Below are 24,270 nucleotides of genomic sequence, written 5' to 3'. Positions count from 1 at the left end.
CCCCCGAAGATCAGGCCGCGGGTTCTCCGCGACCGTGCGAAGGAAACCCGTCCCGTGAGCATCGTGACCCTCCTCCCCTTCATCGTCCTCATCGGGGCCATGTTCCTGATGACCCGCTCTGCCAAGAAGAAGCAGCAGGCGGCGGCGCAGATGCGCAACGAGATGCAGCCCGGCACCGGCGTACGCACGATCGGGGGGATGTACGCCACCGTCAAGGAGATCGGTGACGAGACCGTCCTCCTCGAAGTCGCGCCCGGCGTCCACGCCGTCTACGCCAAGAACGCCATCGGCGCGGTCCTCGAGGACTCCGAGTACAACCGCATCGTCCACGGCGACGACGAGTCGGACTCCGACGCCGTCGTCCCGGACGACGCCTCGTCGCTGACCGAGGCCGCCGAGGCCACGGAGGGCACGGAGACCGCCAAGGCCGCCGACACGGACGACGCGGCCGCCAAGGCCGATCTGACGAAGAAGGACGCGGCCGACGCCGCCACCGAGGGCCAGAAGGACGGCAAGTCCGAAGGCGAGACCGACGCGAAGTAGTCGCGGCCGGGAGCACCGCGCACGCCCACCGGCGCGCGCGGTCCCCGGAACGGTTCCACGTCTGCGGGGGCAGGTCCCCACACACACTTCGTGGCCGTCTCACGCATACCCGGCGCGAGACGGTTGGACAGGGAGATACGACAGGTGGCAGCACCGAAGAAGGGCCGAAGGCCGGCGGGGGGACAGAGCCGGCCGGGCCGCGCCCTGGCACTCATCCTGATCGCCATGGTCGCGCTCACCGGCGGCATGTTCTGGTCGGGGCACACCACCCCGCGCCTGGGCATCGACCTCGCCGGCGGTACGTCGATCACGCTCAAGGCCAAGGCTGAGCCGGGCCAGGAGTCGGCGGTCAACGAGACCAACATGAACACCGCCGTCGGCATCATCGAGCGCCGTGTCAACGGTCTCGGCGTCTCCGAGGCCGAGGTCCAGACGCAGGGCCGCGAGAACATCATCGTCAACATCCCTCGCGGGACGAACGAGAAGCAGGCCCGGGAGCAGGTCGGTACCACCGCCCAGCTCTACTTCCGGCCCGTTCTCGCCGTCGCGGCCGCCGCGCCGCAGCCGGCGCCGACCGCCAGCTCCTCCGGCTCCCCGTCGGCCTCGCCGAAGCCGTCCTCCTCCGCCTCCGGCGCGACGGCGGGCGAGAAGCCGGCGACCCCGACGGCCACCGCCTCCACGCAGGGCCGTGCGCTCACCGAGGCCCTCAAGGCCCCGACCCCGACGCCCACCGGAAGCGCCTCGCCGTCCACGACGCCGAAGGCCACCGGAACCCCGCAGGCGACCCCGACGCCCGACGCCGCCCAGGCGGCGCTGGAGCAGAAGTTCGCCACCCTGAACTGCCTCGACCCGAAGCAGCGGACCGCCGCCGGTCAGGGCGTCAAGCCGGCCGAGCCCACCGTCGCCTGTGGCGAGGACGCCCCGGGCATCTGGTCGAAGTACCTGCTCGGCCCGGCCGAGGTCGAGGGCAAGGACGTCGACAAGGCCAAGGCCGCGATCGACCAGCGGACCGGCCAGTGGATCGTGGACATGGAGTTCACCGACGGCGGCTCCAAGAAGTTCCAGGCGATCACCGGCAAGCTCTCGGCACAGGCCGAGCCGCAGAACCGGTTCGCGATCGTCCTGGACGGCGAGGTCGTCTCGGCCCCCTCGGTCCGCACCACCCTGAGCGCGAGCGCGCAGATCTCCGGCAGCTTCAACCAGCAGACCGCCCAGGACCTCGGCAACATCCTGGCGTACGGCGCCCTGCCGCTCTCCTTCGAGACGCAGAGCGTCGACACCGTCACCGCCGCGCTCGGTGGTGACCAGCTGGAGGCCGGCCTCATCGCCGGCGCCATCGGTCTCGGCCTGGTCATCGTCTACCTGGTCGCGTACTACCGCGGCCTGTCGCTGGTCGCCATCCTCAGCCTCGGCGTCTCCGCGCTCCTCACCTACGTGATCATGGCCCTGCTCGGCCCGGCCATCGGCTTCGCGCTGAACCTGCCGGCCGTCTGCGGCGCCATCGTCGCCATCGGTATCACCGCGGACTCGTTCATCGTCTACTTCGAGCGCATCCGGGACGAGCTGCGCGAGGGCCGTACGCTCCGCCCGGCCGTCGAGCGCGCCTGGCCGCGCGCCCGCCGCACCATCCTGGTCTCCGACTTCGTGTCGTTCCTGGCCGCGGCCGTGCTGTTCCTCGTCACCGTCGGCAAGGTCCAGGGCTTCGCGTTCACGCTCGGCCTGACCACCCTGCTCGACGTCGTGGTGGTGTTCCTCTTCACCAAGCCGGTCATGACGATGCTGGCGAAGACCAAGTTCTTCGGCAACGGTCACCCGTGGTCGGGTCTCGACCCGAAGCGTCTCGGCGCCAAGCCGCCGCTGCGCCGCGCCCGCCGTGCCACTGCCCCTGCCGCTGCCGACCCGAAGGAGGCGTGAGATGTCGAAGCTCGGCGATCTCGGCGCCCGGCTCCACCGCGGTGAGGTCGGTTACGACTTCATCGGCAACCGCAAGATCTGGTATGGCCTGTCCATCCTGATCACCATCACCGCCATCGTCGCCCTGGCCGTCCGCGGCCTCAACATGGGCATCGAGTTCCAGGGCGGCGCCGTCTTCACCACCCCGAAGTCGGAAGTCTCCGTCAGCCAGGCCCAGGAGTACGCGGAAGAGGCCTCCGGCCACGACGCGATCGTCCAGCAGCTCGGCAACGGCTCCCTGCGCATCCAGGTCGGCGGCCTCGACACCGCGCAGTCCGACCAGGTCCGCTCGGAGCTGGCCAAGGACCTCAACGTCCCCGAGGACAAGATCGCGGCGGAGCTCGTCGGCCCGAGCTGGGGCGAGCAGATCGCCAACAAGGCCTGGACGGGCCTGGGGGTCTTCATGATCCTCGTGGTGATCTATCTGGCCATCGCCTTCGAGTGGAGAATGGCGGTCGCGGCGCTCATCGCCCTCATCCACGACCTCACGATCACGGTGGGCATCTACTCGCTGGTCGGCTTCGAGGTCACGGTCGGTACGGTGATCGGTCTGCTGACCATTCTCGGATATTCGCTGTACGACACGGTCGTCGTCTTCGACTCCCTCAAGGAACAGACGAAGGACATCACGAAGCAGACCCGCTTCACGTACAGCGAGCTGGCGAACCGCTCGATCAACGGCACCCTGGTCCGTTCGATCAACACCACCGTCGTCGCGCTGCTGCCGGTCGCCGGCCTGCTCTTCATCGGTGGCGGTGTCCTCGGCGCCGGCATGCTCAACGACATCTCGCTGTCGCTGTTCGTCGGTCTCGCCGCCGGTGCGTACTCCTCGATCTTCATCGCCACCCCGCTCGTCGCCGACCTCAAGGAGCGCGAGCCGGCGATCAAGGCCCTGAAGAAGCGCATCCTCGCCAAGCGGGCCAGTGCCGCGGCCCAGGGCGAGTCGCAGGACGGGACGGGCGAGTCGTACGCCGACGAGGGCGAGATCGCCGTCATCGGCCCGCGGGCGGGCCGCCACGGCCGCGCGCCGGAGCACCGAGGATGACCGCCGAGGCCCAGGACGTCACCGCACTCCTGCTGAGCCGCATCCGCGACGTCCCCGACTATCCGAAGCAGGGCGTGCTGTTCAAGGACATCACGCCGCTGCTCGCGGACCCGGAGGCGTTCACGGCGCTCACCGACGCCCTCGCCGCGCTGTGCTCCGCGCACGGCGCGACGAAGATCGTCGGCCTCGAGGCGCGCGGCTTCATCCTGGCCGCCCCGGTGGCCGTCCGCGCGGGCCTGGGCTTCATCCCGGTCCGCAAGGCCGGCAAGCTCCCCGGGGCGACGCTCCGCCAGGCGTACGAGCTGGAGTACGGCACCGCCGAGATCGAGGTGCACGCCGAGGACCTGGAGGCGGGCGACCGCGTCATGGTCATCGACGACGTCCTCGCCACCGGCGGCACGGCCGAGGCCTCCATCGAGCTCATCCGGCGCGCGGGCGCCGAGGTCGCGGGCGTGGCCGTCCTCATGGAACTCGGCTTCCTCCCGGGCCGCGCCCGTCTGGAACCGGCCCTGAACGGCGCTCCGCTCACGGCACTCATCCGAGTGTGATCTTTCAAGTCCGACGATCTCCCGCCCGATAACGGTCGAGGGATACGGCGACGGGCGCCCCGGGTTCTCCCGAGGCGCCCGTCGCCGTTCCCGACCGTTGTGCGTCGCCAGGAGGAGTCGTATGAACATGTCGCGGAAGACCGTCGCGGGAGCTGTCTCCCTGATCGCGCTCGCTGCCCTCGCGGCCGCCGCGAACCCCGCGAGCGCGGGCAGGCCGTCACAGGCGCCCGAGGCCGCCGTGACGGCCGCCTCCCACGTCTGCGTCGGCTGGAAGAACGCCGGAAGCGTGCCCCTGAAGTGGTCGAAGGTCAGTGACGGATGCGGCCACTTCGGTGCCGAGGGCATGAAGATGGCGTACGCCTGGAAGGTGTACAAGGGCGGCGGCATCTGCGTCCGCGCCAAGGGCTACGACGCCCGGCGCAAGGAGTTCTGGTCCGCCCCGCTGTGCGGGAAGAGCGGCTCCCTCAAGATCCACTGGGGCGATGTCGCCGCCACCAAGGAGATCCAGGTGAAGGGCGGTCCCTCCCTGCTCCGCTGGAACTGACGGAGGCCGGCAAGGGCGGGCGGGCCGTGTGTCCACCGGCCCGCCGCGGGGAGCCCGCCGCGGACGAGGGCCACCGCGTGCGCATCGCGACCCCCGGCTCGATACCATGGGCTTTCCGGGCCTGACCGGGGGACCCGGCACCGCACGAGGAGCGCTCTTGCCAGACGAGGCCCAGCCACTCTCCGCCGCGCAGCCCGACCCGAAGGCCGAGAAGGCCGCGCAGGGGACCGGCACGCCCGAGAACAAGCCCGCGGAGACCGGGCCCGCGCCTGCCGCGTCCGCGTCGCCCTCGCCCGCGCCCGAGGCCCCGGCCCCCGCGCGGCCCGCCCCGGCCACGCCCGCCCGCTCCGGCGGCTCGTCCAACCGCGTGCGCGCCCGTCTCGCCCGGCTGGGCGTCCAGCGTTCCTCCCCGTACAACCCGGTCCTCGAACCGCTGCTGCGGATCGTCCGCTCCAACGACCCCAAGATCGAGACGGCCACGCTCCGCCAGATCGAGCGGGCGTACCAGGTCGCCGAGCGCTGGCACCGCGGCCAGAAGCGCAAGAGCGGCGACCCGTACATCACGCACCCGCTCGCCGTCACCACCATCCTCGCCGAGCTCGGCATGGACCCGGCGACCCTGATGGCCGGGCTCCTGCACGACACCGTCGAGGACACCGAGTACGGCCTCGACACCCTCCGCCGGGACTTCGGCGACCAGGTAGCGCTCCTCGTCGACGGCGTCACCAAGCTCGACAAGGTCAAGTTCGGCGAGGCCGCCCAGGCGGAGACCGTCCGCAAGATGGTCGTCGCCATGGCCAAGGACCCGCGCGTCCTGGTCATCAAGCTCGCCGACCGCCTGCACAACATGCGCACCATGCGCTACCTCAAGCGGGAGAAGCAGGAGAAGAAGGCCCGCGAGACCCTGGAGATCTACGCCCCGCTGGCGCACCGGCTGGGCATGAACACCATCAAGTGGGAGCTGGAGGACCTCGCCTTCGCGATCCTCTACCCCAAGATGTACGACGAGATCGTCCGGCTCGTCGCGGAGCGCGCCCCCAAGCGGGACGAGTACCTCGCGATAGTGACCGACGAGGTCCAGACGGACCTGCGCGCCGCCCGCATCAAGGCCACCGTCACCGGGCGCCCCAAGCACTACTACAGCGTCTACCAGAAGATGATCGTCCGCGGCCGTGACTTCGCTGAGATCTACGACCTGGTGGGCATCCGTGTCCTCGTCGACACGGTGAGGGACTGCTACGCGGCCCTCGGCACCGTCCACGCGCGATGGAACCCGGTCCCCGGCCGGTTCAAGGACTACATCGCGATGCCGAAGTTCAACATGTACCAGTCGCTCCACACGACGGTCATCGGACCCAACGGCAAGCCCGTCGAGCTGCAGATCCGCACCTTCGACATGCACCGGCGCGCCGAGTACGGCATCGCCGCCCACTGGAAGTACAAGCAGGACCCCTCCGCCGGCGCCTCCAAGGTGCGCACCGACGTGCCGAGGAAGACCGGCAAGGACGACCACCTCAACGACATGGCGTGGCTGCGCCAGCTCCTCGACTGGCAGAAGGAGACCGAGGACCCCGGCGAGTTCCTGGAGTCCCTGCGCTTCGACCTCTCGCGCAACGAGGTCTTTGTCTTCACGCCCAAGGGCGACGTCATCGCGCTGCCCGCCGGGGCCACCCCCGTCGACTTCTCGTACGCGGTGCACACCGAGGTCGGCCACCGCACCATAGGAGCACGGGTCAACGGGCGCCTCGTACCGCTCGAATCGACCCTCGACAACGGCGACCTGGTCGAGGTCTTCACCTCCAAGGCCGCCGGCGCCGGACCCTCCCGCGACTGGCTCGGCTTCGTCAAGTCCCCGCGCGCCCGCAACAAGATCCGCGCCTGGTTCTCCAAGGAACGCCGGGACGAGGCCATCGAGCAGGGCAAGGACGCCATCGCGCGGGCCATGCGCAAGCAGAACCTGCCGATCCAGCGGATCCTGACCGGCGACTCCCTCGTCACCCTCGCCCACGAACTGCGCTACAGCGACATCTCCTCGCTGTACGCGGCGATCGGCGAGGGTCATGTCACCGCCCAGTCCATCGTGCAGAAACTGGTCCAGGCGCTCGGCGGCGAGGAGGCCGCCACCGAGGACATCGACGAGGCGGCGCCGCCCACCCGCGGCCGGTCCAAGCGCCGCTCCAGCTCCGACCCCGGTGTGGTCGTCAAGGGCGTCGAGGACGTCTGGGTGAAGCTGGCCCGCTGCTGCACCCCCGTGCCCGGCGACCCGATCATCGGCTTCGTCACCCGCGGCAGCGGCGTATCGGTCCACCGCAGCGACTGCGTCAACGTGGAGTCGCTCTCCCGGGAGCCGGAGCGGATCCTGGAGGTCGAGTGGGCCCCGACCCAGTCCTCGGTGTTCCTGGTCGCCATCCAGGTCGAGGCGCTCGACCGGTCCCGGCTGCTCTCGGACGTCACCAGGGTCCTCTCGGACCAGCACGTCAACATCCTCTCGGCGGCCGTCCAGACCTCCCGTGACCGGGTGGCCACCTCGCGCTTCACCTTCGAGATGGGCGACCCGAAGCACCTCGGCCACGTCCTGAAGGCCGTGCGGGGCGTGGAGGGCGTCTACGACGTGTACCGCGTGACCTCGGCCCGCAGGCCGTAAGAGCGGATACGAGAAGGCCCCCCGGCTCACTGCCGGGGGGCCTTCGTCGGTCGTACGGTCGGGAGGCTCAGCCGCCGAACTCCTCCAGGCCCTTCATGGCCTGGTCGAGCAGGGCCTGCCGGCCCTCCAGCTCACGGGAGAGCTTGTCGGCCTTGGCGTCGTTGCCGGCGGCACGGGCCGCGTCGATCTGCTTGCGCAGCTTCTCGACCGCGTCCTGCAGCTGACCGGTCAGACCCGCGGCACGCGCGCGTGCCTCCGGGTTCGTCCGGCGCCACTCGGCCTCCTCGGCCTCCTGGATGGCCCGCTCCACCGTGTGCATCCGGCCCTCGACCTTGGGACGGGCGTCACGCGGCACGTGCCCGACGGCCTCCCAGCGCTCGTTCAGGGAGCGGAAGGCCGCACGCGCCGCCTTCAGGTCCGTCACCGGCAGCAGCTTCTCGGCCTCGGTCGCGAGCTCCTCCTTCAGCTTGAGGTTCTCGGTCTGCTCCGCGTCCCGCTCGGCGAAGACCTCGCCACGCGCCGCGAAGAAGACGTCCTGGGCGCCGCGGAAGCGGTTCCACAGATCGTCCTCGTGCTCGCGCTGGGCGCGGCCGGCCGCCTTCCACTCCGCCATCAGATCGCGGTAGCGGGCCGCGGTGGTGCCCCAGTCGGTGGAGCCGGAGAGCGACTCGGCCTCGGCGACCAGACGCTCCTTGACCTTGCGGGCGTCCTCACGCTGGGCGTCCAGCGAGGCGAAGTGGGCCTTGCGGCGCTTCGAGAACGCCGAGCGGGCGTGCGAGAACCGGTGCCACAGCTCGTCGTCGGACTTGCGGTCGAGCCGGGGCAGGCCCTTCCAGGTGTCCACGAGCGCCCGCAGACGCTCGCCCGCGGAGCGCCACTGCTCGCTCTGGGCCAGCTCCTCGGCCTCCGTGACGAGCTTCTCCTTGGCGGCGCGGGCCTCGTCGGTCTGCTTCGCCTTCTGGGCCTTGCGCTCCTCACGGCGCGAGTCGACCGTCTCGACGAGCTTGTCGAGGCGGACACCGAGCGCGGCCAGGTCGCCGACGGCGTGGTGCTCGTCGATCTGCTTCCGGATGTGCTCGATCGCCGTCGTGGCGTCCTTCGCCGAGAGGTCGGTGGTCCTCACCCGCTTCTCGAGGAGGCCGATCTCGACCACCAGGCCCTCGTACTTGCGCTCGAAGTAGGCCAGGGCCTCCTCAGGGGTGCCGGCCTGCCACGATCCGACGACCTTCTCACCCTCGGCCGTCCGCACGTACACGGTGCCCGTCTCGTCGACGCGGCCCCACGGGTCGCTGCTCACAGCGCCTCCTCACCATGATGCCGTCGCGGGGTCGTACCCCCCGGGCATCGTCCACAGTTTCCCGGCGGGCCTCGCCCGCCTTCCGCAGCGCGGCCGACGGCCCAACGCTGCACAACGCCAATCTAGGCGAACGGCGGCCCGGCTGTCCGCACTCAGCGCGACCGAGATTCGATGGTCGCGCGGGTGCGGACGCCCGGCTCACTTCTTCGTGACGGTCGCCTTCTCGACGGTGACGGCCGTCTTCGGGGCGCCGTCCGTGGCGCCGCCCTCGACACCGGCCGCGGCCACGTCCTGGACCACCTTCAGACCGGCGGCGTCGATCTTCCCGAACGGGGTGTAGCTCGGCGGCAGCTTGGTGTCCTTGTAGACGAGGAAGAACTGCGAGCCGCCGGTGTTCGGCTGAGAGGTGTTCGCCATGGCCACGGTGCCGGCCGGGAAGGTCACGGTGCCGTCCGCGCCCGCCTTGCCCAGGGCGTCCAGGTTCTCGTCCGGGATGGTGTACCCCGGGCCGCCGGTGCCGTCGCCCTTGGGGTCACCGCACTGGAGCACGAAGATGCCCCGGGTGGTGAGCCGGTGGCACTTGGTCCCGTCGAAGTACTTCTTGTCGGCGAGGTGCTTGAAGGAGTTCACCGTGCGCGGCGTCTTCGCCGCGTCCATGGTGAACGTGATGTCGCCTTCGTCGGTCTTCAGAGCCATGGTGTACGTGGCCTTGGCGTCCACGGACAGCTTCGGCTCGGGGCTCGCGGACTCGCTCGCCGAGGGCGTGGGCGCGGAGCTGGTCGGCGTGTCGCCCGCCGCGTTGTCCGTGCCCTTCGGGGAGCCGTCGTCCGTCAGCGCGACGGACGCGTACACGGCGCCGCCCGCCGCGAGGACCACCGCGAGGGCGGCGGCCACGACGGTGTTGCGGCGCTTCGCCTTGCGCCGGTTCTCCTCCCGCCGCTGCTGCTGCCGCTGGTACTTCTCCCTGGCAAGCTGCCGCCGCCGCTGATCGCTGGTGACCACCGGTTCCGCTCCTGTCGCTCGTCTGTTCCCGTCCTGGCCGGATGTGCCCGTACCGTATACGGGTTGGCTGTGGAAGCGGCACCGCCGGTAGGCTCTGATCTGCTGAATCCCGTGATTTCCGGGATTCACGCGCCCGTGCCGGACGACAACTAAGGACGAACGTGCTGATTGCCGGGTTCCCCGCCGGGGCCTGGGGGACCAACTGCTATCTGGTCGCCCCCGCCGCAGGCGAGGAGTGCGTGATCATCGACCCGGGCCACCAGGCCGCCCAGGGTGTCGAGGAGACGCTGAAGAAGCATCGGCTCAAGCCCGTCGCCGTCGTCCTCACCCATGGACACATCGACCACGTCGCCTCGGTCGTCCCGGTGTGCGGCGCCCATGACGTCCCCGCGTGGATCCACCCGTCCGACCGGTACATGATGAGCGACCCGGAGAAGGCCCTCGGCCGCTCCATCGGGATGCCCCTCATGGGCGAGCTGACCGTGGGAGAGCCCGACGACGTGCGCGAGCTCACCGACGGCGCGCAGCTGAAGCTCGCCGGTCTGGAGTTCTCCGTCGCCCACGCGCCCGGTCATACCAAGGGGTCGGTGACCTTCAGGATGCCGGAGACCACGGAGATCCCCTCCGTGTTCTTCTCCGGGGACCTGCTGTTCGCCGGCTCCATCGGACGCACCGACCTTCCCGGCGGTGACATGGACGACATGCTCGAGTCGCTGGCACGCGTGTGCCTGCCGCTCGACAACTCGACCGTGGTGCTGTCGGGACACGGTCCCCAGACGACCATCGGCCAGGAGCGCGCCACCAACCCCTATCTGCGGGACGTGGCCTCCGGCCTCGGGAGCGAGAAGGCTCCCCGACGAGGAATGTGACGACTCACGTGAGCACCTTCAAGGCCCCCAAGGGCACGTACGACCTGATCCCGCCGCGCTCCGCCACCTTCCTGGCGGTGCGCGAGGCGATCTCGACCCCGCTGAAGAACTCGGGTTACGGATACGTCGAGACGCCCGGCTTCGAGGACGTCAAGCTCTTCTCGCGCGGTGTCGGCGAGTCCACCGACATCGTGTCCAAGGAGATGTACACCCTCACCACGAAGGGCAACGACGAGCTCGCCCTGCGTCCCGAGGGCACCGCCTCGGTCCTGCGGGCGGCCCTCGAGGCCAACCTGCACAAGCAGGGCAACCTGCCCGTCAAGCTCTGGTACTCGGGTTCGTACTACCGGTACGAGCGGGCCCAGGCGGGCCGCTACCGCCACTTCTCGCAGGTCGGCGCCGAGGCCATCGGCTCGGAGGACCCGGCGCTCGACGCCGAGCTGATCATCCTCGCCGACCAGGCGTACCGCTCGCTCGGCCTGCGGAACTTCCGCATCCTGCTGAACTCGCTCGGCGACAAGGAGTGCCGCCCCGTCTACCGGGAGGCGCTCCAGTCCTTCCTGAGCGGTCTCGACCTCGACGAGGACACCCGTCGCCGCGCCGAGATCAACCCGCTGCGCGTCCTCGACGACAAGCGCGAGGCCGTGCAGAAGCAGCTGGTCGGCGCGCCGCTCCTGGGCGACTACCTGTGCGACGCGTGCAAGGCGTACCACGAGGAGGTGCGCGCCCTGATCACCGCGGCGGGCGTCGTCTTCGAGGACGACGCCAAGCTGGTGCGCGGCCTCGACTACTACACCCGTACGACCTTCGAGTTCGTCCACGGTGGTCTCGGCTCGCAGTCGGCGGTCGGCGGCGGCGGCCGTTACGACGGCCTCTCCGAGATGATCGGCGGCCCCGCGCTGCCGTCCGTGGGCTGGGCGCTCGGTGTGGACCGCACGGTCCTCGCCCTGGAGGCGGAGGGCATCCAGCTCGACCTCCCCGCCGCCACCAGCGTCTTCGCGGTGGCCATCGGCGACGAGGCGCGTCGCCTCCTCTTCGGCAAGGTCACCGAGCTGCGCAGGGAGGGCATCGCCGCGGACTTCGCCTTCGGCGGCAAGGGCCTCAAGGGCGCCATGAAGGACGCCAACCGCTCCGGAGCCCGCCTCGCCGTCGTCGCCGGTGAGCGCGACCTCGCCGAGGGCGTCGTCCAGCTCAAGGACATGGAGTCCGGCGAACAGCAGGCGGTCCCCGTGGACGGTCTCCTGGACGCGGTACGGGCCAAGCTGGCCTGACGGACCGTACGGACGGAGGGGCCCGGACCACGCGCACGCGCCGGTCCGGGCCCCTCCGCGTGTCCTTACGGCCGCTTCACTTATCTCCGGCGAACGGTGGACGCGAGGCGCGGTACGGCAGAATGACCGTGTCCAGGGGGCCAGCGAGCGAGGGAAACGGCGACATGACGAAGGCAGCGGTGGACGAAGCCGCCTCCGGCCGGGACGGCGACGGCACGATCGGTGCGAGCCGGGCCTTCGCCTGGCTGCTGGTGATCACCGGAGCGGCCGGAGTGCTCGCCGCCTGGGTCATCACGATCGACAAGTTCAAGCTCCTGGAGGACCCGGACTTCACGCCGGGGTGCAGCCTCAACCCGATCGTGTCCTGCGGCAACATCATGAAGAGCGAGCAGGCCTCGGTCTTCGGCTTCCCCAACCCGATGCTCGGCCTGGTGACCTACGCCATGGTCGTCGCGATCGGCCTGGCGCTGCTCGCCGGAGCCCGCTACCGCCGCTGGTACTGGCTCGGCCTCAACGCCGGCACCCTCTTCGGCGTCGGCTTCTGCACCTGGCTGATGTACCAGTCGCTGTACGAGATCAACTCGCTCTGCCTCTGGTGCTGCCTGGCCTGGGTCGCGACCATCGTCATGTTCTGGTACGTGACCTCGCACAACGTCCGGTACGGCGTCATCCCCGCCCCCCGCGGCCTCAGGACCTTCTTCGACGAGTTCACCTGGATCCTGCCCGTCCTGCACATCGGGATCATCGGCATGCTGATCCTCACCCGCTGGTGGGACTTCTGGACCAGCTGACGGCGGGCCGCTCTGTCAGTGCCGTGACCTAGGCTTCATGACTGTGGAGCCCGATCTCTTTACCGCAGCAGCCGAAGAACGGCAGGAGAAGGACCCGGCCGGCAGCCCGCTCGCCGTCCGGATGCGCCCGCGCACCCTCGACGAGGTGGTGGGCCAGAAGCACCTGCTCAAGCCCGGGTCGCCGCTGCGCCGCCTCGTCGGGGACGGGGGCGGCGGTCCCGCCGGCGCCTCCTCCGTGATCCTCTGGGGTCCGCCGGGCATCGGAAAGACCACCCTCGCGTACGTGGTGTCGAAGGCGACCGACAAGCGGTTCGTGGAGCTGTCCGCGATCACCGCGGGCGTCAAGGAGGTCCGGGCCGTCATCGAAGGGGCCCGGCGCGCGGTCGGCGGCTACGGCAAGGAGACCGTCCTCTTCCTCGACGAGATCCACCGCTTCTCCAAGGCCCAGCAGGACTCGCTCCTGCCCGCCGTGGAGAACCGCTGGGTGACGCTGATCGCCGCCACCACCGAGAACCCGTACTTCTCCATCATCTCCCCGCTCCTCTCCCGCTCGCTGCTCCTCACCCTGGAGCCGCTGACCGACGACGACCTGCGCGGACTCATGGCCCGGGCCCTCACCGGCGAGCGGGGGCTCGGCGGGGCGGTGACCCTGCCCGCGGACGCCGAGGCGCATCTCCTCCGCATCGCCGGCGGTGACGCCCGGCGCGCCCTGACCGCCCTCGAAGCGGCGGCCGGCGCCGCCATCGCCAAGGGCGAGCCGGAGATCACCCTCCAGACCGTCGAGGAGACCGTCGACCGCGCCGCCGTGAAGTACGACCGGGACGGCGACCAGCACTACGACGTGGCCAGCGCGCTCATCAAGTCGATCCGCGGCTCCGACGTCGACGCGGCCCTGCACTACCTCGCCCGGATGATCGAGGCGGGGGAGGACCCCCGGTTCATCGCCCGCCGGCTGATGATCTCCGCGAGCGAGGACATCGGCCTCGCCGACCCGAACGCGCTGCCGATCGCCGTCGCCGCCGCCCAGGCCGTCGCCATGATCGGCTTCCCCGAGGCGGCGCTCACCCTGAGCCACGCGACCATCGCCCTGGCCCTCGCCCCCAAGTCGAACGCCGCGACGACGGCCATCGGCGCCGCCCTGGCCGATGTGCGCAACGGCCTCGCCGGATCGGTCCCGCCGCACCTGCGCGACGGCCACTACAAGGGCGCGGCCAAGCTCGGCCACGCCCAGGGCTACGTCTACCCGCACGACGTGCCGGGCGGCATCGCGGCCCAGCAGTACGCCCCCGACGCGATCCACGGCAAGCAGTACTACGAGCCGACGCGCTACGGAGCGGAGGCGAGATACGCGGACGTGGTGGAGCGCGTACGAGCCCGCCTGAAGGGCGACGAGTAGCGCCGGACCGGCCGCGGGGGAGAGTGGACACGGGCCACCCGCGCACCCGGTACACTGGTCCGGATTGCTGCGTCCCGTGTCCGGCCCCGGTCGGCACACCAGAACGGGACAGTCAGCCGGAGACCCGGCCCTCGGGCGGGGTTTCCAGGAGCGTCGCGCACCTTCGAAGGTGTCGCGGGCAACCCACCACCACCCGGATCCCGGGAGCGGCGGTGGGCCGTTCGCGTGCTGCACGTATGTGCCCAGACCTGGGAGCGGCTGCCCGGCAGGTCCGTCTCGTACGGACCAGGCGGGTTTCCCGGCTGCGGATGCGACCTCCCCTAACCCTGGTGAAGCCGTTTCGTACGAAGAGAGAGGTTGGTTCATGCCGAACCAGTCCCGTCCCAAGGTCAAGAAGTCGCGTGCCCTCGGCATCGCGCTGACCCCGAAGGCTGTCAAGTACTTCGAGGCCCGCCCCTACCCGCCGGGCGAGCACGGCCGTGGCCGCAAGCAGAACTCGGACTACAAGGTCCGTCTGCTCGAGAAGCAGCGTCTGCGCGCCCAGTACGACATCAGCGAGCGCCAGATGGCGCGCGCCTACGACCGTGCCAAGAAGGCCGAGGGCAAGACGGGCGAGGCGCTGGTCGTCGAGCTCGAGCGTCGCCTCGACGCCCTGGTCCTGCGTTCGGGCATCGCCCGCACCATCTACCAGGCCCGTCAGATGGTCGTCCACGGCCACATCCAGGTCAACGGTGGCAAGGTCGACAAGCCGTCGTTCCGCGTCCGTCCCGACGACGTCGTGATGGTCCGCGAGCGCAGCCGCACCAAGCCGCTGTTCGAGATGGCCCGCGAGGGTGGCTTCGCCGCCGACGGTGAGACCCCGCGCTACCTGCAGGTCAACCTGAAGGCCCTGGCCTTCCGCCTCGACCGCGACCCGAACCGCAAGGAAATCCCGGTCATCTGCGACGAGCAGCTGGTCGTCGAGTACTACGCCCGCTGATTCCAGCTTCGGCGCAGTACCACCCACGCGGTGTTCAGCCCGCCGCTTCCCCACCCTTTCCGGTGGGGGAGCCGGCGGGCTTCCGCGTTCCCGGGACCGCCGCCGGCCTGCCCGTACGGAAGGGGCGCGGGGCGGAAGGCTCCGCCGGGCCGCCGAGGGCCGGAGGCCGGCCGGCCGCGAGCGCCCGCTCCACCGTCTCCGCCGGCGAGAGCCCCTCGCCCTCCCGGAACGCGACGCCGTAGGCCTCCGCGCCGAGCGCCTCCTCCGCCCGCTGCGCGCACAGCGCCCTCGGCCTGTCGAACGCCTCCGAACCGAAGAGCCGGATGCCGACCGTGTGCCATACCGGCACCGTCGCCCCCTGGAGGACCGCAGCCTCCACCGCGTCGCCCTCGCTCACCGTCACCAGGGCGAGCAGCTCGATCGCGAGCACCAGCCCCACCAGGTCACGGAAGGTGTGGTTGATCAGGACGCACTCGGTGAGCAGCTCCCGGGCCTCGCCGTACGCGCCCCGGGTCCACGCCGAGTACCCCAGCACGTAGAGGGCGTACGCCCTCGTCCACAGCTCGCCCCGCTCCTCGCAGATCTCCCGGACCTCCCGGGAGAGGGCGACCGCGCCCTCAAGGTCTCCCGCGAAGGCCCGCGCCATCGCCACCTCGACCTGCCCCATCAGCACGTTGCTGTTCAGCTCGCCGAGCTCCCGGTACGAGTCCAGCGCCCACCCGATCAGTTCCTCGGCCCGTGCCATGTCGTCCGTGAGCAGCGCCAGACAGCCCAGCCGGTGGGTCGCGTACGCCTCCGCCAACTCGTTCCGGGAGGATCGGGCCCGCTCCCGGCACTCGTGGAGCGCGGCCACCGCCGCCGTACCGTCCCCCTGCAGCACGGCCACGTACCCGAGCACCCACAGCGCCTTCAGCCGCGCCTCCTCGTGCCCCGACTCGAGCGCGAGCGAGCGCTCCAGCCAGTGCCTGCCCTCCGAGAGGCGCCCGCAGCCCACCCACGCGAACCAGAGCGTGCCCGCGAGGTGCTGGGCGAGATGCGCCTCCTCGGGGAGCTCCAGGCAGAGGTCCAGGGCCGCCCGCAGATGCGGGAGCGCCGCCTCCGTGAGGGCCGCCACCTCCGGCTGGCGGGAACTGAACCACTCCAGTTCGCACCAGGTCGCCAGGCCCATGTACCAGTCGCGGTGCCGCCGCCGCATCCGCTCCGTGTCGCCGAGCGCCGCCAGCCACTCCGCCCCGTACGCGGCGACCGTGTCGAGCATCCGGTAGGCCGGGCCCGCGGGGGTGTCCTCCCGCATGAGCAGCGACTGCGCGAGCAGCCCGCCGAGCAGCTCCAGGATCCTCTCCGGCGGCAGCTCCCGCCCCCCGCACACGTACTCCACCGCGTCCAGGTCGAAGGGGCCGGGGAACACCGAGAGCCGCGCCCAGAGGAGCCGCTCCTCCGGGGTGCACAGCTCATGGCTCCAGCCGATGGCGGTGCGCAGCGTCTGGTGGCGGGGGAGCGCTCCGCACACGCCGGCCGTGAGGAGCCGGAAGCGGTCGTCCAGGCGGAACAGCATCTGCTCGACGGAGAGCAGCGGAAGCCGCCCGGCCGCCAGTTCCAGGGCGAGCGGAATCCCGTCTAGCCGCCGGCACAGCTCCCGTACGGCGGCCTCGCCGGTCGGCAGCGCCGGCGCGCCCGCCTCGGCCGCCCGTTCCGCGAGCAGCGTCACCGCGTCCGCCTCGCCGAGCGGCGCCAGCCGGAACACGGCCTCGCCCGGCACCCGCAGGGGACGGCGGCCGACCGCCAGGACGGTGAGCCCCGGAGCCTGCTCCAGGAGCTCGCGCAGCAGGGGGGCGCAGCGCTCCACGAGGTGCTCGAAACCGTCCACGACGAGCAGCAGCCGCCGCTCCGCGAGATGGTCGAGGAGCACCTCGCGCGGGGCCTTGAGGGTGTGGTCGGTCAGGCCGAGCGCCTCGACCAGCGCGTACTCGACCAGGCCGGGGTCGCGCAGCGGCGCGAGCCCGGCGAGCCGGACCCCGTCGCCGTAGCGTTTCTGCGTCTCTTCGGCGGCCCTGAGCGCGAGCCGGGTCTTGCCGACCCCGCCCACGCCCACGACCGTGACCAGGCGGGACGCGTCAAGGAGCGCCGTCAGTGCGGCCTGCTCGGCGGCCCGTCCGACGAACCGGTTCAGCTCCGCCGGGAGATTGCTCCGTCGCATGGGACACGGAGCGTACTCATTCACGTGCTCTCCGTACAATCGGTTCCCGTGAGTCCCGCCCCACGGGCGGTAATGAGGTACGGCGCGACACCCCGGGCGCGATAGGGTCGGAGGACGACTTTCACAAGGGCCCAACGACAGAAGAGAGCGGTGCAGAGTGACCGGTGGAGAGGTTGCCGGGATCCTGGTGGCCGTCTTCTGGGCGATCCTGGTCTCCTTCCTCGCCGTGGTGCTGGTGAGGCTGGCGCAGACGCTCAGGGCGACCACCAAGCTCGTGGCGGACGTGACCGAGCAGGCCGTCCCCCTGCTGGCCGACGCCTCCGCGACCGTGCGCTCGGCACAGACCCAGCTCGACCGGGTCGACGCCATCGCGTCGGACGTCCAGGAGGTCACCTCCAACGCCTCCGCGCTCTCCTCCACCGTCGCCTCCACCTTCGGCGGCCCGCTCGTCAAGGTCGCCGCCTTCGGCTACGGGGTGCGCAAGGCGCTCGGCCGGGCCGGCGACGGCGAGGACGTGCCGCGGGCCTCCGCCCGGCGCACGGTGATCGTCGGCCGTACCGTGCCGTCCTCGCGACGCCGGAAGCAGAAGGGCTGAGCCGCGATGTTCCGCCGCACGTTCTGGTTCACGGCCGGCGCAGCCGCCGGCGTATGGGCCACCACCAAGGTCAACCGGAAGCTGAAGCAGTTGACCCCCGAGAGTCTCGCGGCCCAGGCGGCGAACAAGGCGGTCGAGACCGGCCACCGCCTCAAGGACTTCGCCCTCGACGTGAGGGCGGGCATGGTCCAGCGGGAGGCCGAACTGGGCGAGGTGCTCGGCCTGGACGCGGCACCGGCCGACGACCGGGACCGTGAACTCCCGCCGCCCCGCCGCAGGGCCGCGCTCGATCCCACCGCGCGCCCCACCACGACGTATGCAATCCCCACGAACTCGTACAACCGGAATGAGGACCACTGATGGAGTCGGCTGAAATCCGCCGCCGCTGGCTGAGCTTCTTCGAGGAGCGCGGGCACACCGTCGTCCCTTCGGCGTCGCTCATCGCGGACGACCCGACTCTGCTGCTCGTCCCCGCCGGCATGGTGCCCTTCAAGCCCTACTTCCTGGGTGAGGTCAAGCCGCCCTTCTCGCGCGCCTCCAGCGTGCAGAAGTGCGTGCGCACGCCCGACATCGAAGAGGTCGGCAAGACCACCCGCCACGGCACGTTCTTCCAGATGTGCGGCAACTTCTCCTTCGGCGACTACTTCAAGGAAGGCGCCATCAAGCTCGCCTGGGAGCTGCTGACCACCCCGGTGGAGCACGGCGGCTACGGGCTCGACCCGGAGAAGCTCTGGATCACCGTCTACCAGGAGGACGACGAGGCCGAGCAGATCTGGCGCGACGTCGTCGGCGTCCCGGCCGAGCGCATCCAGCGCCTCGGCAAGAAGGACAACTACTGGTCGATGGGCGTCCCCGGCCCCTGCGGCCCGTGCTCCGAGATCAACTACGACCGCGGCCCCGAGTTCGGCGTCGAGGGCGGCCCGGCCGTCAACGACGAGCGGTACGTGGAGATCTGGAACCTGGTCTTCATGCAGTACGAGCGCGGTGAGGGCTCCGGGAAGGACGACTTCCCGATCCTCGGCGAGCTGCCGTCGAAGAACATCGACACGGGCCTCGGCCTGGAGCGCCTGGCGATGATCCTCCAGGGCGTCCAGAACATGTACGAGACGGACACCCTCCAGGTCGTCATCGACAAGGCCACCGAGCTCACCGGCGTCGACTACGGCACGTCCCAGGAGAGCGACGTCTCGCTGCGCGTGGTCGCCGACCACATGCGCACCTCCGTCATGCTCATCGGCGACGGCGTCACCCCCGGCAACGAGGGCCGCGGGTACGTGCTGCGCCGCATCATGCGCCGCGCCGTCCGCAACATGCGTCTGCTCGGCGCCACAGGACCGGTCGTCCAGGAGCTCGTGGACACCGTGATCAACACCATGGGCGAGCAGTACCCGGAGCTGATCACCGACCGCAAGCGCATCGAGACCGTCGCCCTCGCCGAAGAGGCCGCCTTCCTCAAGGCCCTCAAGGGCGGCACCAACATCCTCGACACCGCCGTCACCGAGACCAAGGCCTCCGGCGGCACGGTCCTCTCCGGCGACAAGGCGTTCCTGCTCCACGACACCTGGGGCTTCCCGATCGACCTCACCCTGGAGATGGCCTCCGAGCAGGGCCTCTCCGTGGACGAGGACGGCTTCCGCCGCCTGATGAAGGAGCAGCGGGACCGCGCCAAGGCCGACGCCAAGGCCAAGAAGACCGGTCACGCCGACATGACGGCGTACCGGGAGATCGCCGACGGCAACGGCGCCACCGAGTTCACCGGCTACACCAACACCGAGGGCGAGACCACGGTCGTCGGCCTCCTCGTCAACGGTGTCCCCTCGCCGGCCGCCTCCGAGGGCGACGACGTCGAGGTCGTCCTCGACCGCACCCCGTTCTACGCCGAGGGCGGCGGCCAGATCGCCGACCAGGGCCGGATCAGGCTCCACAGCGGCGCGGTCATCGACATCCGCGACGTGCAGCAGCCGGTGCCCGGCGTCTCCGTGCACAAGGGCTCCGTGCAGGTCGGCGAGGTGACCGTGGGCGCCACCGCCTACGCCACCATCGACGTGCGCCGCCGCCGGGCCATCGCCCGTGCCCACTCGGCCACCCACCTCACCCACCAGGCGCTGCGCGACGCCCTCGGCCCGACGGCCGCCCAGGCCGGTTCCGAGAACCAGCCCGGTCGTTTCCGCTTCGACTTCGGTTCGCCGAACGCCGTCCCCGGCGCGGTCCTCACCGACGTCGAGCAGAAGATCAACGAGGTCCTCTCGCGGGAGCTCGAGGTCCACGCCGAGGTCATGCCGATCGACGAGGCCAAGCGCCAGGGCGCCATCGCCGAGTTCGGCGAGAAGTACGGCGAGAAGGTGCGTGTCGTCACCATCGGCGACTTCTCCAAGGAGCTGTGCGGCGGTACGCACGTCCACAACACCGCCCAGCTGGGCCTGGTGAAGCTGCTCGGCGAGTCGTCCATCGGCTCCGGCGTGCGCCGTATCGAGGCCCTCGTCGGCGTCGACGCGTACAGCTTCCTGGCCAAGGAGCACACGGTCGTCGCCCAGCTCCAGGAGCTGGTCAAGGGCCGCCCGGAGGAGCTGCCGGAGAAGATCTCCACCATGCTCGGCAAGCTGAAGGACGCCGAGAAGGAGATCGAGAAGTTCCGCGCGGAGAAGGTCCTCCAGGCCGCCGCCGGGCTCGTCGACTCCGCCCAGGACATCCGCGGTGTCGCCGTGGTGACCGGCCAGGTCCCGGACGGCACCGGCGCCGACGACCTGCGCAGGCTGGTCCTCGACGTGCGCGGCCGCATCTCGGGCGGCCGTCCCGCCGTCGTCGCCCTGTTCACCACGGCCAACGGCAAGCCGCTTACCGTCATCGCCACCAACGAGGCCGCCCGCGAGCGCGGTCTCAAGGCCGGCGAACTGGTCCGCACGGCCGCCAAGACCCTTGGTGGCGGTGGCGGCGGCAAGCCGGACGTCGCCCAGGGCGGCGGCCAGAACCCGGAGGCCGTCGGCGAGGCCATCGCCGCCGTCGAGCGCCTCGTGGGGGAGACGGCGTGACGATGCGCCGCGGCCGCCGTCTCGCGGTGGACGTCGGGGACGCCCGGATCGGGGTCGCCTCGTGCGACCCCGACGGGGTCCTCGCCACGCCGGTGGAGACCGTGCCCGGACGTGACGTCCGGGCCGCCCACCGGCGGCTCCGCCAGATCGTCGAGGAGTACGAGCCGATCGAGGTCGTCGTGGGCCTGCCCCGCTCGCTCAGCGGGCGGGAGGGTCCTGCCGCGACCAAGGTCCGTGCCTTCGCCGTGGAGATGGCACGCGGGATCGCCCCTGTGCCCGTTCGTCTGGTCGACGAGCGCATGACGACAGTGACGGCCACACAGGGCCTGCGGGCCTCCGGCGTCAAGGCCAAGAAGGGCCGGTCCGTCATCGACCAGGCCGCCGCTGTGATCATCCTGCAGAACGCTCTTGAGTCCGAACGGGTATCAGGTAATCCGCCCGGTGAGGGCGTCGAAGTGGTCATCTGATCGCGATACGGTAACGTTCCGCGCGATGCGGCGGTGTTCGAACAGCTGCCGCACTACGTAGAGGCGGATCGTCCGGAAGCCTCGCGGCTGTTTGGGGATCGATGACTGAGTATGGCCGGAGCCCCGGCTCCGAACCGTGGCACCCAGGGGACCCGTTGTACGGGGACCAGGGGTGGGAGGGCCAGCAGCAGTACCAGCACCCGCAGCAGGCGAACGAGTACGGCCAGGAGTACCCGGGCGACCCGTACCAGCAGCAGTATCAGCAGCAGTACCAGCAGCCCCAGTACCAGGAGCCGCAGCAGTCCCACGGTTACGTGGATCCGCAGTACCAGCAGCAGATGCAGCAGCAGCAGTACCAACAGCACGCGCAGCAGCATCAGCAGCAGTACGGGACGGGATACCCGGGCGAGTACGACACGCCCGGGAACCTCGGACAGCAGTACGACGGAAACTGGGAGACCGGCCAGGCGGCGATGGCATACGGTGCGCCCCCGGCCGATCCGTACGGCGGCCAGAACCCCGATCTCTACGGCACGCCCGAGGCGTACCCGCCGCCCCAGCCTCCCGGCCACCGGCAGAACCCGCCGGAGCCGGTGAGGGACTGGGCGCCGGAGGAGGAGGCGCGCCCCGAGCCCGAGGAGGAGAATCACCCCTTCTTCACCGGCGGGGACGACCGTGCCGACGAGTACGACGAGTACGACGACGAGCCGGGCTCCGGCCGGGGCTCCCGCGGCGGCGACCGCGAACGCCGCGGCAAGGCGAAGAAACGCAAAGGCAAGAACGGCGTGGCCTGCCTGGTCGTCACGCTCGTCCTGGCGGGCGGCGTCGGCGGCGTCGGCTACTTCGGCTACCAGTTCTGGCAGGGCCAGTTCGGCGCGGCCGAGGACTTCGCCGGTACCGGCAGCGGTGAGGTCCAGGTCGAGATCCCGAAGGACGCCGGCGGCTACGAGATCGGCAACATCCTGAAGAAGGCGGGTGTCGTCAAGAGCGTCGACGCCTTCGTCTCGGCGCAGGGGCGGAACCCGAAGGGTCTCTCGATCCAGGCGGGCGTCTACACGCTGAAGAAGGAGATGTCGGCCGAGAGCGCGGTCTCCCTCATGCTCGACCCGGTCAGCCAGGCCAACCTCGTCATTCCCGAGGGCAAGCGGAACGCCTGGGTGTACGACCAGCTCGACAAGCGCCTCGACCTCAAGGCGGGCACCACCAAGGGCATCGCGCAGGCGAAGGCGGACTCCCTCGGGCTGCCCGACTGGGCCAAGAACCACGACGACGTCAAGGACCCGCTGGAAGGCTTCCTCTTCCCGGCGAGCTACCCCGTCGCCAAGAACAGCAAGCCGGAGGACGCCCTCCGCAAGATGGTGTCCCGGGCGAACCAGGAGTACACCAAGCTGGACCTGGAGGGTAAGGCGAAGAGCGTGGGTCTGAGCGGCCCCTGGGAGCTGCTGACCGTCGCGAGCCTGGTGCAGGTCGAAGGCAAGTACAAGCACGACTTCGACAAGGTCGCGCGCGTCGTCTACAACCGGCTCAAGCCGAACAACGTGGAGACCGTGGGGCGCCTGGAGTTCGACTCCACGGTGAACTACCTCAGGGGCACGAGCACGCTCGACGTCGGATCCGTCGAGGAGATGCGCAAGATCAAGGACCCGTACAACACGTACGCGTTCGACGTGAAGGGCCTCATTCCCGGTCCCATCAGCAACCCCGGCATCGAGGCGCTGAACTCGGCGATGAGCCCGGCCGACGGCCCGTGGTACTACTTCGTGTCGATCAACGAGAACAAGACGGTCTTCTCCGTGACGCTCAAGGAGCACAACCGGAACGTCGCGGAGTACGAGAAGGAACGGGAACAGGGCCAGTGAGCACGCAACACCGCGCGGCCGTCCTCGGTTCGCCGATCGCCCACTCGCTCTCCCCGGTCCTGCACCGGGCCGCGTACGCCGAGCTCGGCCTCGACGCGTGGTCGTACGACCGCTTCGAGGTCGACGAGGCGGCGCTGCCCGGCTTCGTGGCCGAGCTCGACGCGACCTGGGCCGGTCTGTCGCTGACCATGCCCCTCAAGCGGTCGATCATCCCGCTGCTCGACGAGATCAGCGACACGGCGGCCTCCGTGGAGGCCGTCAACACGGTCGTCTTCCGCGAAGACGGCCGCCTGGTCGGCGACAACACCGACATCCCCGGCATGATCGCCGCCCTCCGGGAGCGGGGCGTCGAGAAGGTCGAGTCGGCGGCGATCCTCGGCGCCGGCGCCACCGCCTCCTCCGCGCTCGCCGCGCTGGCCCGGATCTGCGCGGGGCCCGTCACGGCGTACGTACGCAGCGAGGCGCGTGCCGAGGAGATGCGCGGCTGGGGCGAGCGGCTCGGTGTGGACGTCCGTACCGCCGGCTGGGACGACGCGGCGGAGGCCTTCGCGTCCCCGCTGGTCATCGCGACCACCCCGGCCGGCACCACGAACGCCCTCGCCACCGACGTCCCCGACGCGGTCGGCACGCTCTTCGACGTCCTGTACGACCCCTGGCCGACCGCGCTCGCGGCGGCCTGGTCCGACCGCGGCGGCAAGGTGGTCGGCGGCCTCGACCTCCTCGTCCACCAGGCCGTCCTCCAGGTCGAACAGATGACGGGTGTCCCGAGGGCGCCGCTGACCGCCATGCGGGCGGCGGGGGAACGGGCGCTCGCCGCCCGGTAGGCGGGAGCCCGTGCCGGACAGCGGGCACGGGGAGCAGGACGAACACGGGGGAGTACGAGGGGCATGGGCGGGGAAACTCTGCTGGCGTCGAAGTGGGACGCGGGCGTGGACGTGGTGCGCTTTCTCTGGGTGGGGTTCTTCAGCTCGCTGCCCGCGTGGGCGCGCTACACCGTGCTCGCCCTGTTCGGCCTGACCGTGGCCTACGGCTTCCTCACCTGGCTGAGGAGTCGTTCCTCCTCCGCCCCGGAGACAGAGGAGGCCGAGGGGGCCGAGTGGGCCGAGGATCCCGACGGGACCGCCCAGCGGGACGAGACGCGCGTCCGATAGCTGGACCGGCGACCAAGTGGACGCCCCGGACGTGGGAGGATCGGTGGTGGCGGGCCAGGGCCGCGCACCCGGCCGCGTCGTCGCAGTGCC

The 24,270-nt window shown here is 70.7% G+C and carries 21 protein-coding genes; 18 read left to right on the top strand and 3 right to left on the bottom strand.

The features are described from left to right. Positions 1 to 54: 54 nt before the first annotated feature. From yajC to ACIA8N_RS20180, 6 genes are all read left to right on the top strand, one after another. Positions 55 to 543 (top strand): preprotein translocase subunit YajC, encoded by a 489-nt coding sequence (yajC, locus tag ACIA8N_RS20205; protein ID WP_365785102.1) that lies wholly within the window; start codon positions 55 to 57, stop codon positions 541 to 543. 144 nt (positions 544 to 687) lie between these two features. Then, positions 688 to 2,457 (top strand): protein translocase subunit SecD, encoded by a 1,770-nt coding sequence (secD, locus tag ACIA8N_RS20200; protein ID WP_365785104.1) that lies wholly within the window; start codon positions 688 to 690, stop codon positions 2,455 to 2,457. A gap of 1 nt (position 2,458) precedes the next feature. Continuing rightward, on the top strand, positions 2,459 to 3,541 hold the full coding sequence (secF, locus tag ACIA8N_RS20195) for a protein translocase subunit SecF (protein ID WP_365785106.1): 1,083 nt from the start codon (positions 2,459 to 2,461) through the stop codon (positions 3,539 to 3,541). Next, positions 3,538 to 4,089, top strand: a complete 552-nt coding sequence (locus tag ACIA8N_RS20190) for an adenine phosphoribosyltransferase (protein ID WP_365785108.1) — start codon at positions 3,538 to 3,540, stop codon at positions 4,087 to 4,089. Before secF ends, ACIA8N_RS20190 begins: the two co-directional genes overlap by 4 nt. Positions 4,090 to 4,216: 127 nt before the next feature. After that, positions 4,217 to 4,633, top strand: coding sequence for a hypothetical protein (locus tag ACIA8N_RS20185; protein WP_365787553.1), 417 nt, complete (start codon positions 4,217 to 4,219; stop codon positions 4,631 to 4,633). Between the two features lie 157 nt (positions 4,634 to 4,790). Beyond that, the gene (locus tag ACIA8N_RS20180) at positions 4,791 to 7,277 is read left to right on the top strand and encodes a bifunctional (p)ppGpp synthetase/guanosine-3',5'-bis(diphosphate) 3'-pyrophosphohydrolase (protein WP_365787551.1); all 2,487 of its coding nucleotides are present in this window, start codon (positions 4,791 to 4,793) and stop codon (positions 7,275 to 7,277) included. A 67-nt stretch (positions 7,278 to 7,344) separates the two neighbouring features. On the opposite strand, the gene ACIA8N_RS20175 is transcribed toward ACIA8N_RS20180, so the two are convergent. Both ACIA8N_RS20175 and ACIA8N_RS20170 read right to left on the bottom strand, forming a co-directional pair. Beyond that, positions 7,345 to 8,574 (bottom strand): DUF349 domain-containing protein, encoded by a 1,230-nt coding sequence (locus ACIA8N_RS20175; RefSeq protein ID WP_365787549.1) that lies wholly within the window; start codon positions 8,572 to 8,574, stop codon positions 7,345 to 7,347. 198 nt (positions 8,575 to 8,772) lie between these two features. Next, entirely contained in the window at positions 8,773 to 9,576 is an 804-nt protein-coding gene (locus tag ACIA8N_RS20170) for a peptidylprolyl isomerase (RefSeq protein WP_365787547.1), read from the bottom strand. A 161-nt stretch (positions 9,577 to 9,737) separates the two neighbouring features. On the opposite strand from ACIA8N_RS20170, the gene ACIA8N_RS20165 reads away from it, so the two are divergent. The 5 genes from ACIA8N_RS20165 (at position 9,738) to rpsD (ending at position 14,882) form a co-directional block, all read left to right on the top strand. Beyond that, positions 9,738 to 10,445, top strand: a complete 708-nt coding sequence (locus tag ACIA8N_RS20165) for an MBL fold metallo-hydrolase (protein WP_365787545.1) — start codon at positions 9,738 to 9,740, stop codon at positions 10,443 to 10,445. Between the two features lie 8 nt (positions 10,446 to 10,453). Continuing rightward, a complete protein-coding gene (gene hisS, locus ACIA8N_RS20160; RefSeq protein WP_365787543.1) occupies positions 10,454 to 11,716 on the top strand; it encodes a histidine--tRNA ligase in 1,263 nt (420 codons plus the stop codon). A gap of 164 nt (positions 11,717 to 11,880) precedes the next feature. Next, positions 11,881 to 12,507: a vitamin K epoxide reductase family protein gene (locus ACIA8N_RS20155; RefSeq protein WP_365787541.1), complete on the top strand. Its 627-nt coding sequence runs from the start codon at positions 11,881 to 11,883 to the stop codon at positions 12,505 to 12,507. Positions 12,508 to 12,550: 43 nt separating this feature from the next. Beyond that, entirely contained in the window at positions 12,551 to 13,903 is a 1,353-nt protein-coding gene (locus tag ACIA8N_RS20150; RefSeq protein ID WP_030551887.1) for a replication-associated recombination protein A, read from the top strand. A gap of 364 nt (positions 13,904 to 14,267) precedes the next feature. Beyond that, positions 14,268 to 14,882: a 30S ribosomal protein S4 gene (gene rpsD, locus ACIA8N_RS20145; protein ID WP_015032311.1), complete on the top strand. Its 615-nt coding sequence runs from the start codon at positions 14,268 to 14,270 to the stop codon at positions 14,880 to 14,882. A 34-nt stretch (positions 14,883 to 14,916) separates the two neighbouring features. On the opposite strand, the gene ACIA8N_RS20140 is transcribed toward rpsD, so the two are convergent. Beyond that, on the bottom strand, positions 14,917 to 17,079 hold the full coding sequence (locus tag ACIA8N_RS20140; protein ID WP_365787538.1) for an AAA family ATPase: 2,163 nt from the start codon (positions 17,077 to 17,079) through the stop codon (positions 14,917 to 14,919). A gap of 157 nt (positions 17,080 to 17,236) precedes the next feature. Here ACIA8N_RS20140 and ACIA8N_RS20135 point away from each other — a divergent pair, with 157 nt between their 5' ends. The 7 genes from ACIA8N_RS20135 (at position 17,237) to ACIA8N_RS20105 (ending at position 24,180) form a co-directional block, all read left to right on the top strand. After that, entirely contained in the window at positions 17,237 to 17,674 is a 438-nt protein-coding gene (locus ACIA8N_RS20135; RefSeq protein WP_030204528.1) for a DUF948 domain-containing protein, read from the top strand. A gap of 6 nt (positions 17,675 to 17,680) precedes the next feature. Next, positions 17,681 to 18,034 (top strand): DUF6167 family protein, encoded by a 354-nt coding sequence (locus ACIA8N_RS20130; protein ID WP_365787536.1) that lies wholly within the window; start codon positions 17,681 to 17,683, stop codon positions 18,032 to 18,034. After that, positions 18,034 to 20,703 (top strand): alanine--tRNA ligase, encoded by a 2,670-nt coding sequence (alaS, locus tag ACIA8N_RS20125; RefSeq protein WP_365787534.1) that lies wholly within the window; start codon positions 18,034 to 18,036, stop codon positions 20,701 to 20,703. The genes ACIA8N_RS20130 and alaS overlap by 1 nt, the downstream gene beginning before the upstream one ends. Positions 20,704 to 20,705: 2 nt before the next feature. Next, positions 20,706 to 21,170: a Holliday junction resolvase RuvX gene (gene ruvX / locus ACIA8N_RS20120; protein ID WP_030204525.1), complete on the top strand. Its 465-nt coding sequence runs from the start codon at positions 20,706 to 20,708 to the stop codon at positions 21,168 to 21,170. 101 nt (positions 21,171 to 21,271) lie between these two features. After that, on the top strand, positions 21,272 to 23,029 hold the full coding sequence (mltG, locus tag ACIA8N_RS20115) for an endolytic transglycosylase MltG (protein WP_365787532.1): 1,758 nt from the start codon (positions 21,272 to 21,274) through the stop codon (positions 23,027 to 23,029). Continuing rightward, a complete protein-coding gene (locus ACIA8N_RS20110; protein ID WP_365787530.1) occupies positions 23,026 to 23,853 on the top strand; it encodes a shikimate dehydrogenase in 828 nt (275 codons plus the stop codon). Before mltG ends, ACIA8N_RS20110 begins: the two co-directional genes overlap by 4 nt. A 63-nt stretch (positions 23,854 to 23,916) precedes the next feature. Then, positions 23,917 to 24,180 (top strand): hypothetical protein, encoded by a 264-nt coding sequence (locus tag ACIA8N_RS20105; RefSeq protein WP_365787528.1) that lies wholly within the window; start codon positions 23,917 to 23,919, stop codon positions 24,178 to 24,180. The last annotated feature ends 90 nt before the right edge of the window (positions 24,181 to 24,270 follow it).

Source organism: Streptomyces sp. NPDC051822, assembly GCF_044452745.1.
Classification (GTDB): Bacteria; Actinomycetota; Actinomycetes; order Streptomycetales; family Streptomycetaceae; genus Streptomyces.
Note: the sequence above shows the minus strand (reverse complement) of the source record. Positions and strands in the feature narration are given on the sequence as shown.

Excerpts from the sequence above, each read along its gene's own strand:
- ACIA8N_RS20155 (WP_365787541.1), top strand. The coding sequence starts at position 11,881 with ATGACGAAGGCAGCGGTGGACGAAGCCGCCTCCGGCCGGGACGGCGAC.
- rpsD (WP_015032311.1), top strand. The coding sequence starts at position 14,268 with ATGCCGAACCAGTCCCGTCCCAAGGTCAAGAAGTCGCGTGCCCTCGGC.
- secF (WP_365785106.1), top strand. The coding sequence starts at position 2,459 with ATGTCGAAGCTCGGCGATCTCGGCGCCCGGCTCCACCGCGGTGAGGTC.
- ACIA8N_RS20105 (WP_365787528.1), top strand. The coding sequence starts at position 23,917 with ATGGGCGGGGAAACTCTGCTGGCGTCGAAGTGGGACGCGGGCGTGGAC.
- ACIA8N_RS20185 (WP_365787553.1), top strand. The coding sequence starts at position 4,217 with ATGTCGCGGAAGACCGTCGCGGGAGCTGTCTCCCTGATCGCGCTCGCT.
- alaS (WP_365787534.1), top strand. The coding sequence starts at position 18,034 with ATGGAGTCGGCTGAAATCCGCCGCCGCTGGCTGAGCTTCTTCGAGGAG.
- ruvX (WP_030204525.1), top strand. The coding sequence starts at position 20,706 with ATGCGCCGCGGCCGCCGTCTCGCGGTGGACGTCGGGGACGCCCGGATC.
- ACIA8N_RS20140 (WP_365787538.1), bottom strand. The coding sequence starts at position 17,079 with ATGCGACGGAGCAATCTCCCGGCGGAGCTGAACCGGTTCGTCGGACGG.
- ACIA8N_RS20130 (WP_365787536.1), top strand. The coding sequence starts at position 17,681 with ATGTTCCGCCGCACGTTCTGGTTCACGGCCGGCGCAGCCGCCGGCGTA.
- ACIA8N_RS20190 (WP_365785108.1), top strand. The coding sequence starts at position 3,538 with ATGACCGCCGAGGCCCAGGACGTCACCGCACTCCTGCTGAGCCGCATC.
- mltG (WP_365787532.1), top strand. The coding sequence starts at position 21,272 with ATGACTGAGTATGGCCGGAGCCCCGGCTCCGAACCGTGGCACCCAGGG.